At 75.9% G+C, this 12946-nt stretch carries 5 protein-coding genes and 1 tRNA gene; 4 read left to right on the plus strand and 2 right to left on the minus strand.

The features are described 5' to 3' along the window. Window positions 1-11 precede the first annotated feature (11 nt). Both ACOACO_RS09510 and ACOACO_RS09515 read left to right on the plus strand, forming a co-directional pair. A tRNA-Leu gene (locus tag ACOACO_RS09510) sits at window positions 12-85 on the plus strand. Window positions 86-395: 310 nt separating this feature from the next. Further along, complete coding sequence (locus ACOACO_RS09515) at window positions 396-2777, plus strand: hypothetical protein (RefSeq protein WP_420295983.1); 2382 nt, start codon at window positions 396-398, stop codon at window positions 2775-2777. A gap of 39 nt (window positions 2778-2816) precedes the next feature. On the opposite strand, the gene ACOACO_RS09520 is transcribed toward ACOACO_RS09515, so the two are convergent. Further along, window positions 2817-4301 (minus strand): serine/threonine-protein kinase, encoded by a 1485-nt coding sequence (locus ACOACO_RS09520; protein WP_420295984.1) that lies wholly within the window; start codon window positions 4299-4301, stop codon window positions 2817-2819. Further along, complete coding sequence (locus tag ACOACO_RS09525) at window positions 4298-5524, minus strand: FHA domain-containing protein (RefSeq protein WP_420295985.1); 1227 nt, start codon at window positions 5522-5524, stop codon at window positions 4298-4300. Before ACOACO_RS09525 ends, ACOACO_RS09520 begins: the two co-directional genes overlap by 4 nt. A 142-nt stretch (window positions 5525-5666) precedes the next feature. Between ACOACO_RS09525 and ACOACO_RS09530 the strand changes: the two genes are divergently transcribed. Continuing rightward, window positions 5667-11876 (plus strand): Ig-like domain-containing protein, encoded by a 6210-nt coding sequence (locus ACOACO_RS09530; RefSeq protein ID WP_420295986.1) that lies wholly within the window; start codon window positions 5667-5669, stop codon window positions 11874-11876. 100 nt (window positions 11877-11976) lie between these two features. Further along, complete coding sequence (locus ACOACO_RS09535; RefSeq protein WP_420295987.1) at window positions 11977-12945, plus strand: AAA family ATPase; 969 nt, start codon at window positions 11977-11979, stop codon at window positions 12943-12945. Window position 12946 lies beyond the last annotated feature (1 nt).

Raw genomic sequence — 12946 nt, forward strand, 5'->3', positions numbered from 1 at the left:
GGCCCGGTCGGGCCCCCGTGTCCCAACCGGCAGAGGAAGCCGTCTTAAAAACGGCGTGGTGCGGGTTCGAGTCCCGCCGGGGGCACCGTCCGCTTCCTCGCGTGCAGGTCAGCCACCCCTCACCGGCGCGACGCTTCCTCCTCCGGGCCCTGCCCGGTGACCGGGAGTTCACCTGGTCGTCGCCGGGCGCCGACAGCGTCACGACCGCGCGTCGACGTCGGCCCGGGCGAGGCCCCGAACCTCCCCACCAACGCAGCAGTGCCGCTGCGAGCCGCTCCGGCGTGCGTCGCCCGTGCCTGACCGACGACACCGAGAGGTACCTGATGACCCATTCACGAGCGCGGCGAGGTCTCGCCGCCGCGGCCTGCTGCCTGGCGGCGACCGGAGCGTTGGCCGTGATCGCGCCGACGACCGCGACCGCCACCGCGGCCCCGTCCGCCGCAGCGGCCGCCGCCTCCTCCGACCCCGTCGGCGACCGTGCCCTGCTGACCGACCCGTTCCTGCAGGCGCCGACCGCCGACGGCGTCTCGGTCGTCTGGTTCACCGAGTTCGCCGGCTCGCGCCACGCCGTCCTCGTCGGTGAGGGCGTCGCGGGGCTCGGTGCGGCCGACCTCGCCGCCGCCGCCTCCGGCACGACGTTCCCGGGCGTCACCCTCGTGGCCGCCGAGACGTCGAAGCTGTCGCAGGTCGCCGAGGACTACCAGTCCAACATCCCGGTGAAGCCGGCCCAGTCCGAGGGCATCGTCGACCGCGACGTGTGGCGCCACGAGGGCGCCGTCACCGGCCTCCAGCCGGGCACCGAGGTGCCCTACCGCGTCGTGAGCCTCGACGGCTCGGCGACCGCCGGTTCCGGCACGTTCACCCTCCAGCCGGCCGCCCAGGCGGGCGACGACCTGGACATCCTGCTCACCAGCGACCACCAGGCGATGGTGAACACCCCGGCCAACCTGCACCAGGCCGCCGCCACCATCGGCGACATCGACGCCGTCTTCCTCGCGGGCGACCTCGTCAACATCCCCGACCGCGCCTCGGAGTGGTTCGACGACACCCGCGGCTCGGGCTTCTTCCCGGTGCTGCAGGGCAACGGCGGGCGCACCTCGACGGGCGGCGTGGAGTACGCCGGCGGCGAGATCGTGCAGAACGCGCCGCTCTACCCGGCGGTCGGCAACCACGAGGTCCAGGGCCGCCGCGCCGGCGCCACCGCGCTCGGCGCCTCCTTCAACGCCCCCGTGCCGCGCTCCGTCGCGGAGACGGCGTACGAGGCGGTCGCCGCCGACGTGAACCCGTCGGGCGACCCGGCCGTGCGCGAGCAGTGGATCGTCGACAACTCGTTCTCGACGACCACCTACGAGGAGATCTTCTCGCTGCCCGACACCTCCCCGGGCGGGGAGACCTACTACGCGACCACGGTCGGCGACGTCCGCCTGGTCTCGCTCTACTCCACGCGCATCTGGCGGGGCACGACCGCGACCCCGGACCCGGCGGCCCGCACGGCGTCCAGCCGCTACCAGGAGGCGCAGAGCACGCTCGACGCGCCGCTGGCCCAGGGCTACGGCGAGCACATCTTCGAGGCCATCGACGCCTCGAGCGAGCAGTACGACTGGCTGCAGGACGAGCTGGCGAGCGAGGAGTTCACCGACGCCCGCTACCGCGTCGTGATGCTCCACGAGGGCCCGCAGGGCCTCGGTGACAACGTGATGCCGCAGTTCGCGGACCCCGAGCGCATCGAGGAGCGCGACGACGCCGGCAACCTCGTCGGCGTGCGCTACGAGTACCCGGCGACCGAGAACGAGCTGCTCTACGACCTCCAGCCGCTCCTCGAGGACGCCGGCGTGGACCTGGTGCACAACGGCCACAGCCACCTGTGGAACCGCTTCGTGGCGGACAACGGCACGACGAACTTCCTGGAGACGTCCAACACGGGCAACTCGTACGGCGCCTACCACCCGCTGAGCGGGCGCAGCCGTCCCGTCCCGCCCGCACCGTGGAACGCGGAGAACTACTGGGCGCAGGACAACCCCGGCGGCCTCGAGCCGATCGTGCCGAACGTCGCGCCGTACACGAACGAGGCGGGCACGCCGCTGCCGTTCGTGCAGGACAACAACCTCGCCGTCTTCACGAAGTTCAACACCGGCTCGGGCGAGATCACGACCTACTCCTTCGACGTGCGCACGCCCGACGTCGCGCCGAAGGTCATCGACGTCTTCTCCATCGGGCGTCCCGACACGGAGCCGGACCCGGAGCCGGAGCCGGAGCCGGAGCCGGAGCTCTTCACCGCGACGGCCACGCGCGACGCGACGCTCTCGCGCCCCGTCGCGGGTGACGCGCGGGCCACGGCCTCGGCGACCGTGCTGCGCACCTCCATCACCAAGCGCGTCACGGCCTGGGCGCGCGGTCGCCAGTGGACCGCGACGGGGATCGGCAACGTCTACGTGACCGCGAACCGCGCCGCGGTGCGCGAGCGGATGTGGGCCCGCACGGCGTCGTCGGGCGCCGTCGCCACGCGCAGCTGCACCCGCGCCTCGATGGCGGAGGCGCAGGCCTGCGCCGACGGCTACGCCCTGACCTCGGCCGAGCGGGTCGCGGAGGCCAACCTGGTCGCCTACGACGACTACCTCGACGAGCGCGCCCTCGTGCTGGCCCAGGCCGACGCGCGCTTCCTGGCCGACCGGGACGCGCGCACGGTGCGCATCCCGTCCGTCTCGTGGGAGCGGGCGCACGCCCAGGCCCAGGAGCACGGCCTGTACCGCATCCGGGTCGCCGCCTACGGGCGCTGACCCCTCCGGGGCTGCTCCACCCGGGGCCGGCCGCTGCGCTCAGTCGGCGCAGCGGTCGGCCCACGGCGACGTGTAGCCCCCGCGGATCTGGCGCACCTGGAGGCAGGTGCGTCCCTCCGCCGCCACCGGCACCACCACGGACGTGTCGGAGGTGCGGGCGCCCTCGCCGGTCGCCGGCACCCGGTACTCCCACGTGTCGCTCGGGCGCACCCCGGGCGCGGTCCAGGTGAAGCGGACGCCGCCCGTCTCGGGGGCGGCGACCAGCTCGGGCGGGTCGACGGGGGCGTCGGGGGCCAGGTCGCCCGGGGTCGTCGCGGCGGCCGTCGAGGTGGGCGTGGCGACCGGCTCGTCCTCCCCGCCGCCGGACTGCCACCACACGAGGCCGCCGGCGGCGAGCAGCAGCGCCGCGACGCCGAGCACGGACGCGACGACCACGCCGCGGCCCATCGACTCGTCGTCCCCGTCGTCCCCGGCGCCGACCGCCGGCGTGCCCCCCGTCGTACCGCCCGTGCGGGCGCGGTCGGTCGACAGCGACCGCGGCCCCGAGGCCGACACCACCGTCAGCGGCTTGACCGAGGTGACGTCGGGGTCGAGCACGTCGTGCCCGCCCGCCCCGCCCGGGCCACCGGGGCCACCCGAGGCCCCGTCCTCGTCGGGCCGGGTCTCGACGGCGATCGCCGTGCGCGCGTAGCCGGCGGCGCTCTCCACCTGCTGCAACGAGCGCGCCAGCTCGAGCGCCGAGGCGGGCCGGTGCGCCGGGTGCTTGGCCATCGCCTGCTGCAGGAGCCGGTCGAGCGCGGCCGGCACGTCGGTGCGACCGGTGGACGGGGGCGGCGAGTGCAGGATGCGGGCGCTGAGCGCCGGCGTGGAGTTGTCGCCCTGGGGGATCGAGAACGGCGAGCGGCCCACGAGCAGGTTCCAGATCGTTGCCCCGAGGGAGTAGACGTCGGAGGCCACCGACCCGTTCGAGGTGCCCTCGAGCAGCTCGGGCGCGGTCCACGGGTAGGAGATGCGCACCTCGGCGTCGGTGTGCACGTCGGCGACCCGTCCCGCGATGCCGAAGTCAGAGAGCGCAGGCTCGGAGTACGTCGTGACGAGCACGTTCGACGGCTTGATGTCGCGGTGCAGGATGCCCGCCCGGTGGGCCGTCTCGACGGCGCTCGCCAGCTTGATGCCGGTCGCGACCGCGTCGGGCACCGACAACGGCCGGGTCCGCACCCGCAGGCCCAGGTCGGGCGGCGGGCAGTAGCGCATGACGAGGTAGGGCCGCGAGCCGTCCGCCGGGCTCGTGATGCCGGCGGTGATCACCGAGACGATGTACGGGTGGTCGGCCAGCCGCGCCATGGCGTCGGCCTCCGCGGTGAAGAGCCGCTTCTCCCGCTCGGTGAGCGGCACGTCGGGCCGCACCACCTTGATCGCGACCCGCTGGCGCGGCCACTCCTGCTCGTAGAGGAAGACGTGCGCGAAGCCGCCGCTGCCCAGGTGCTGCACGAACGTGTAGCCGGGGATGGTGGGTCCGCTCATCGCGCCTCTCCCTGCGGCCCGCCGGGGAACCCGGCCGGCACCTCGTAGTGCACCTCGTAGACGTCCGCCAGGTCGAGCACGTGCCCGGGCTCGAGGAGGTAGTCCTCGCCCGGACGCAGCCGCTCCCCGGGCCGGCCCGGGACGTAGCGGGTGGTGCCGCCCCGCGACGACAGGTCGCGTACCAGCACGTGCCACCCGTCCAGCTGCACCTGCAGGTGGGTGCGGGACAGGTACGTCGAGTCGCCCGGCAGGTGGACCAGGTGCGGCCAGTCCCCACCCGGCGGGGCGACCGGCCGACGACCGAGGAGCACCCCGCGGTCGAGCGGCACGAGCTCCCCGGTGGGCAGGCGCAGGACGCCGAGCGCGGGCCGGGGCAGGCGCTGCGGCTCCGTGTCGGGCACGGGGGCCCCGCACCAGCGGCAGGTCGTCGACGTCGGCGGCGTCGCGTGGCCCGCGACGCAGCGCACGCCCAGCACCGTCTCGGCGGTGGTGTGGTGGAAGTGGGCGCCGCGGTGCACCGTCGCGCCGTCGTGGTCACCGGGGTCGTGGTCACCGGGGTCGTGGTCACCGGGGTCGCCGGGCTCCGGGGCCACCGGGCCCACCGGGGTCACCGGGGCCGCCGGGGCCGCCGGCGTGCGGGGGGACCGGCGCAGCGCGGTCGCGCCGCGCATCCCGGGGTCGACGGCGGGCTCCGAGGTGTCCACCGCGCGGAAGCCGGCGCCCGGGGGCACGGCGGGTCCGGTGGCGGCGAGGATCTCGGCGGGGATGGCCGCGATGAGGTCGCCGGTCGACCCGGTCGGGGGCGGGGGAGCGGCGGGTGAGGTGCGCCGTACCCACGCCCGGCGGGCGCCGGTGACGCCCGCGCGGAGGAAGCCGCCGGACGGGACGTCCCCGTCCCCGTCGCTGTCGGGGGCGGGGGCGGGGCCGAGCCGCAGCTCCCACCGGCCGTCGCGCCGCTCGGCGCGCCCCGCGCCGTGGGTGGCCGTGCGCGGGGTCGCGCCGCCGGTGTCGAGGGCGACGTGGTCGGGCAGCGGCCGGCCGGGCCGCTCCAGCAGGCGCAGCCAGCGCTCGACGGCGTCGCCCGCCCCGGCGTGGTCCCACAGGGCCCGCACGAGGTCCGCGTCGTCGGCGGACGGCGGGAACGGCAGGTCCACCAGCAGCCAGCGCGAGCCGTCGCCGAGGAGCACGCGGTCGCCCGCGTCGTACGCGACCTCGTCCGTCACCGGTCCACCCCCCACGTGCTCGGCTGCCCGGGACATCATGACGCGCCGCCCGCGGCCGGGGCCGGGAGGGTGACGTGCACCCTTCGCAGTGGTCACCGGGGTGATCTAGGCTGCACCGCCGGTACGCGGCACGAGTCGGGGCGTGGGGGACGTGGGCACCAGGAGGGCGGGAACGGTCGCGCGGGGCGGACGCCGTCGCGCGACGCTGGCGAGCACCCTGGCGCTGGTCGTCGCGCTCGTCGCCTTCGTGGTCTACGCCGCCACCGCCGACGGGTTCACCACCCACGAGGCCGACCTCGACGACGGCGGCGTGTGGGTGACCAACGACGCCGACTCGGCCTACGGCCGCATCAACAAGCCCATCGGCCAGCTCGACGGCGCCCTGTTCGGCCAGGTCGGCGCCCAGCTCGACGTGGTGCAGGACGGCGCGGCCGTCATCGGCGTCGACACCAGCGCGGGCGTGCTCTCCCCGATCGACCCGGCCTCGGTGCAGCACCCCGACGGCGAGCAGGCTGCGTTCTCGCCCGGCGCCCAGGTGCGCCTGGCGGGCGGCACCGCGGCCGTCCTCGACCCCGCGACCGGTGGGCTGTGGGCGCAGCGGGTCGACGGCGGGGCCCACGCGCCGGTCGCCGGCCTCGACCGCCAGCTGGACCCCCACCACGTGGTCGAGGGCGGCACCCGCCTCGCCGTGTCCACGACCGGCACCGCGTGGGTGCTGGCGCCGTCCGGCGACACGCTGACCGAGGTGCCCGTCCGGTCCGGGGGCGAGGCGAGCACGGTCGAGCTCGGCGAGGACGTGGGCGACGACGCGTCGCTCACGGTCGTCGGCGAGCGCCCCGTGGTCCTCGACCCGGCGGGCGGGCGCCTGCTCGTCCCGACCGACGACCGCACGCTCGAGGTCGGGCTCGACGACCTCTCCGGCGACGCCGTGCTGCAGCAGCCCGGCCCCGACGCCACCGGGGTGCTCCTCGCCACCGGCGGCGACCTGCGCGAGGTGCCGCTGGGCCCCGAGGGCTCGACCACGCTGCTCGTCGAGGGCGCCTCCGGGGCGCCGACGGAGCCCGTGCGGCTCGGCGCGTGCCGGTACGGCGCGTGGTCCGGCCCCGACGCCTCGGTCGCCACGCGGTGCGACGGGGGAGCGGGCGGCGACGTCGTGCCCCTCGCGACGGCTGCCAGCGACCTCGTGTTCCGCACGAACCGCGGCCACATCGTCCTCAACGACCGCAGCAGCGGCGCGGTGTGGGACGTGGACTCCGACCAGCCCGCCCGGCTCGACAACTGGGACGCCTTCCGCCAGCGCGTGACCGACACCGACGACGCGGAGGAGGACGAGAACGAGGCCGAGGGCGACCGGCGCCCGCCGGTGGCCAACCCCGACGTCTTCGGCGCCCGCCCCGGCCAGACCGCGGTGCTCCACCCGCTCGACAACGACACCGCTCCCGACGGGCGGCTGCTCGCCATCCGCTCGGTCGACGCGCCGGCCGGCAACGCCGTCGACCTGACGATCAGCCCGGACGGCCAGACCGTCCAGGTGCGCCTGCCCGAGGACGCCGGCCCCACCACGACGTTCGAGTACCACATCGACGACGGCCGCGCCGACGTCCCGGCCGCGCACGCCACGGTGACCGTGCAGACCCGCCGGGCGGGGGAGAACAACCAGCCCCACCCGCGCGCCGGCTACACCCCGCGGGAATGGGTGGTGCCGGCCGGCGGCGTGCTCGACGTGCCCGTGCTGCCCGACTGGCGCGACAGCCTCGACTCCGACCCGCTCACGCTCACCGAGACCGTCGTCGACGCCGACCCCACGGGCACGGCGCTCGCGCGGCCCACCGGGTCGGGCCGGGTGCGCTTCGAGGCGGGCCAGAGCACGGGGCTGCAGACCGTCTCCTACACCGTCGCCGACGGCCTCGGCGGCGCCGTCACCGACGAGCTGACGTTCCGGGTGCAGGACCGGTCCGAGCGCGAGGCGCTGCCCGCGACGGCGGAGCCCGACGTGGTCGCCGGCGAGGTGGGCGAGGTCATCACGATCCGTCCCCTCGGCAACGACCTCCCCGGCTCCGACCCCGGCACGCCGGACGCCGAGCTCGCCCTGGCCGGGCCGGTGACGGCGAGCGGCGACGCGCGGGTCGAGACGGACCTCGTCGGCGGCGTGCTCTCCTTCCGGGCCGATCGCGCGCGCACCTACTTCCTCGACTACGACGCGGCGTACGGCAACGCGGAGCCGGCCCGCGGCCAGGTGAGGGTCGACGTGGAGGCGCCGCAGGACCCGCCGGCCCCGCCGGTCGCCGTGCCCGACCAGGTGACCCTGCACGGGCAGGCCTCGTCGACCGTCGACGTGCTCGCCAACGACGTCGACCCGCGCGGCGGCCTGCTCGTCGTGCAGGCGGCACGGGCCCGCACCGCGGACCAGCTCGACGTCGCCGTGGTGGAGGGCCGCTGGCTGCGCATCGGCGCTCGCGGGGCGACGCTCAGCCCGAACCCCCAGGTCGTGGAGTACACGGTGAGCAACGGCGCCGCGTCGGTGACGGGCGAGGTCGTCGTCTCCCAGCGCCCCGCCCCCGACGACACGGCCCCCGTGACGCAGACCGACCGGCTGGTGGTGCGCTCCGGCGCCGTGGCCACGGTGCCCGTGCTCGAGAACGACTTCAGTCCCGCCGGCGACGCGCTCGCCCTGGCCCCCGAGGCCGAGGGCCTCCCGCGCGGCGAGCTGGCGGTCGTCTCCGCGGACGGCACGGCCGAGGACCCGGGCCGCGCCTTCGTCTCCGGCGCCCAGGTGCGCTACGCCGCCCCGGCCGGGCTGGCCGACACGCTCAGCACCCAGGTCACGTACGTCGCGACCAACGCGGCCGGCGAGCGGGCGCCGGGCCGGCTCGAGGTGACCGTCCTGCCCGTCGAGGCCGCCAACCGCCCGCCCGCCCCGCCCGTCCTCGAGGGCCGCACGGTGGCCGGCGAGCGGCTCCTGCTGCGCGTGCCCGCGGGCGGCGTGGACCCCGACGGCGACCCCGTCACGGTGACCGGCATCGGCGCCGCCCCCGGACTGGGGCGCGTGCTCGGGTTCGGCGCGGACACGATCGAGTACCAGGCCTACCCCCGCAGCGCCGGCACCGACGAGTTCACCTACACCGTGACCGACCCGTACGGCGAGGAGGCCACCGGCAGCGTCCGGGTGGCCGTGGTGTCGCCGGGGGAGACGCAGCCCCCGCTCGCCGTCGACGACGTCGTCACGGTCGAGCCGGGCCGCGACCTGCGCGTGGACGTGCTGGCCAACGACCTCCTCGCCCCGGGCGACCGGGTCGACGTGACGCTCGTCGACCCGCCCCCGGGCGCCGAGCTCGGTGCCGAGGCGGGACCGCTGCGCGTGCCCGCGCCCGAGCGCGCCGGCGACGTCGTCGAGGTGGTCTACGAGGTGTCGAACGGGCTCGCCTCCTCCCGCGCCACGGTGCGGGTGCGGGCGCTCACGCCGTACGACAACCCGCCCGTCGTCCCGGACGCGTACGGCGAGGCCGACAGCGGCCCGAGCGTCGAGGTGGACGTGCTGGCCGACGCCTTCGACCCCGACGGCGACGACGCCGAGCTGAGCGTCACCGACGTCTTCGCGCCCTCCGGCATCGAGGCCTCGACGGACGGGCGCGTGGTCGAGGTCGTGCGGGCCGAGCACCCCGTCGTGGTCGGGTTCCGCGTCGAGGACGGCACGGGCGCCGCCGCGCTGGCGTCGCTCTTCGTCCCCGCGGCCACGGAGGGCGCGCCGTACGTGCTCGACGACGCGCTGGTCGAGGTCGACCCGGGCGGCACCACCACCGCCGAGCTGGCCGACCTGGTGGCCGACCCGGCCGGCGGGGACGTGTCGTTCACGCTGTCGGACCGCGTCTGGGCCTCCCCGGCCGCCCAGGTGAGCGCCCGGGTGACGGACACCGGCACGTTCGAGGTGAGCGCGGTCGAGGGGTACACCGGTCCGGCCGCGGTGGTCGCCGAGGTCACGACGGGCACCGGGGTCGACGACCCCGAGGGCGTCCGCGCCGTGGTGTCGATCCCCGTGCAGGTCGGCGAGAGCATCCCGATCCTCAGCTGCCCCGCGGCCCCCGTCGAGGTGGTGCAGGGCGAGGAGGTCGACCTCGACGTCGCCGCCCGCTGCCACGTGTGGACCGCGGACCCGGACGAGGGCCTGTCCTTCGACGCCGACTGGGAGACCTCCGTCGACGGCCTCGCCGTCATCGAGCCCAGCGGCCCCGTCATCACCGTCGCCGCGGCCGCGAACGCCCGCCCCGGCGACGAGGCCCGCCTCGCGCTGACGTCCGGCTCGAGCGAGCCGGGCGTGCTCACCCTGCGCGTGGTGGAGGCGCCGCCGCCCACCCTGGCTCCCGTCTCGGTCACCGACCTGCGGGCCGGCGAGGAGCGCGTCGTGGACCTGGCGCCCTACCTCAGCGCGGGCGTCGAGGACGCGCGGCCCACGATCCTGGGGGTGGAGCGCGCGGCCGGACCCGACGGCGTCGGCGCCGAGACCCAGGGCGACACGTCGGTGCGCATCACGACGGCCGACCGCGTCGACGGCCGGGCCGAGTTCACCGTCACCATGAGCGACGTGCCCGACGGTGGTCCGGAGCGGCAGGCCACCGGCACCATCTCCGTGGAGGTCCTCGACCGCCCCGACACACCGAGCGCTCCCGTGCCGGTGCCCGGCGTGCGCAGCCAGGAGGTGGGGCTGCAGTGGACGGCGCCCGAGCCGAACGGCGCGCCGGTGCAGACCTACGAGGTCGCCCACGCCGGCGGCACGCAGACCTGCCCCGCCACCCGGTGCGACATCACGGGCCTCACCAACGGCGAGCCCTACTCCTTCCGCGTCCGCGCCCAGAACGCCGTCGGCTGGTCGGAGTGGAGCCCCACCTCGGCCACCGCGACGCCGGACGCCCCGCCCGGCGCGGTCGGCGAGGTGCGCATGGTGGCGCGCGGCGACGGCACGGTGACGCTGCAGTGGAGCGAGCCGACCACGCAGACCTCGGCCATCGAGCGCTACTACGTGCAGTGGCCCGGCGGCCAGACGCAGACGACGACGCCCGGCGTCGTCGTCACCGGGCTCGACAACTCCCGGGCCTACCAGTTCACGGTCTCGGCGGAGAACGCCTACCGCGAGGGCCCGGCCGTGCGCAGCGCGGCCTTCCAGTCGATCGGCGCCCCGGGCGCACCCGGCGCGCCCACGGTCACCGACCAGCGCACCCCCGGCGACGCGGGCGCCGTGACGCTGCGGTGGGACCCGGTCGCCCCCAACGGGCCGAGCCCGCTGCTCTACACGGTGCGCCGCAACGGGAGCCCGCTGGCGCAGTGCACGAACCAAACGGCCACGACCTGCGACGACAGCGGCCTCACCTACGACGGCCGCACCTACTCCTACGACGTGGTCGCGACCAACAACGGCGGGGTCGACGACGCCGTCTCGACCACGGGGGCCGCCGCGTCCTGGACCGCCGTGGGCCGCCCCGCCGAGTGGGGCGCCTGGAGCATCACGCCGACGGGCGCCGACGGCTCGGCCCGCGTCCAGGCCGACGTTCCCGGCTCGCGGGGCGCCACCTCGCGGGTGCGCGTCGTCGCCGGCGGGGTCACGCGGTTCGAGGGGGACGTCCGCGGCCGGCTCGACACCACCATCACGGGCCTGTCGAACGACGGCGCGACGAGCGCGTCCCTCGAGCTGTGCAACGAGGCCGGCGCGTGCACGACGTCGAACCAGCAGTCCGTGCAGACCTACGGCCCGCTGCGCCGCGAGCACATCGTGGCGATCGACCCGGTGCGCGAGGGCAACCAGGTGCGCTGGAACCTGCGCGTCGACACCAACGGCGACCCCGCCGAGGTCGAGGTCCGGCTCACCGCGCCCGGGCGCGACGAGACGCAGCAGTTCACCGCGTCCGGCGTGGACGGCTGGCAGGGCACCACCCGCACGATCGACGCGGGGTACGACGCCACGCACCGCATCACGGTCACCCTGCGCGACGGCTCGCCGAGCCGCGGACCCGTGAGCGCCTCCGCCGAGACCCGCACGCCGCCGCGCCCGAACCCGACGCTCAGCATCAGCCGCGGCGACCGGTGCCTCGACGGCACGGCCAACCCGTGCCGCCGCCAGACGTCCGACGGCACGGCCTGCATCCACGCGTCGTGCGGGCGCGTCGCGCTCACCACCACGAACTTCGAGGACGCGCAGGTCACCTGCACGCTCTCGGCGACCAACAACACCTACCGGGCGGCAGGCAACGGCCGCACGCAGCTCACGGCGTACTACGGCTTCCCCAACGGCCGCATCACCGCGAACTGCCGCGGCGCCAACGGGCAGAGCGCCTCGGCCGAGTACTACTGGCCACCGAACTAGCGACCGTCCCGCCGAACCAGCCCTACCCGCCCGGCCAGCCAGAACCAGCCCGACCAGCCAGAACCAGCCCGACGCCCGCCCCACCTGACCGAGGAGCCCCATGACCCTCTCGCGCGAACAGGCCGAGTGGTTCCGCCAGACCTTCGACCGGCTGACCGACAACGTGGAGAAGGCGGTGCTCGGCAAGCGGCACGTCATCCGGCTCGCGCTCACCTGCATGCTGTCGGAGGGGCACCTGCTGCTGGAGGACAACCCCGGGACGGGCAAGACGATGCTGGCGCGGGCGCTGGCCAACACGGTGCAGGGCAGCCACGCCCGCATCCAGTTCACGCCCGACCTCCTGCCCTCCGACGTCACGGGCGTGACCGTCTACGACCAGAACCGCGGCACGTTCGAGTTCCACCCCGGCCCGATCTTCCACACGATCGTCCTCGCCGACGAGATCAACCGGGCGTCGCCCAAGACCCAGGCGGCGCTGCTGGAGGTCATGGAGGAGGGCCGGGTCACCGTCGACGGCGAGCCCCGTCCCGTGGGGCGCCCGTTCATGGTCGTGGCCACCCAGAACCCGATCGAGCAGGCCGGCACCTACCGGCTGCCCGAGGCGCAGCTCGACCGCTTCCTCATGAAGACCTCGGTCGGCTACCCCGACCACGCCTCCACCGTCGCGCTCCTCGTCGAGGCCGGCACCCGCGACCGCGCCTCGCTGGTGACGCCGGTGATCACCGCGGAGGTCGTCTCGCAGATGAGCGGGCTCGCCGACCAGGTGTACGTCGACCCCGCCGTGGTCGGGTACGTCGCGGACCTCGCCGAGGAGTCGCGGCGCCTCCCGCACGTCCGCCTCGGGCTCTCGGCCCGCGGCTGCCTGGCGTTCATCCGCGTGGCGAAGACGTGGGCGGCCGCCGACGGCCGGGACCACGTCGTGCCCGACGACGTGAAGGAGCTCGCGCAGCCCGTGCTGTGCCACCGCCTGCTGCTCGACGCGGAGGCGCAGTTCGGCGGCGTCACCGTCGACACGGTCATCGGCCGCCTGCTCGACGCGGTCGCGCCGCCGACCGACCGGGTGGCCTGAG

The sequence above is a fragment of the Nocardioides sp. CPCC 205120 genome, from assembly GCF_048654585.1.
Lineage (GTDB): Bacteria > Actinomycetota > Actinomycetes > Propionibacteriales > Nocardioidaceae > Nocardioides.

Excerpts from the sequence above, each read along its gene's own strand:
- ACOACO_RS09520 (WP_420295984.1), bottom strand. The coding sequence starts at position 4,301 with ATGAGCGGACCCACCATCCCCGGCTACACGTTCGTGCAGCACCTGGGC.
- ACOACO_RS09535 (WP_420295987.1), top strand. The coding sequence starts at position 11,977 with ATGACCCTCTCGCGCGAACAGGCCGAGTGGTTCCGCCAGACCTTCGAC.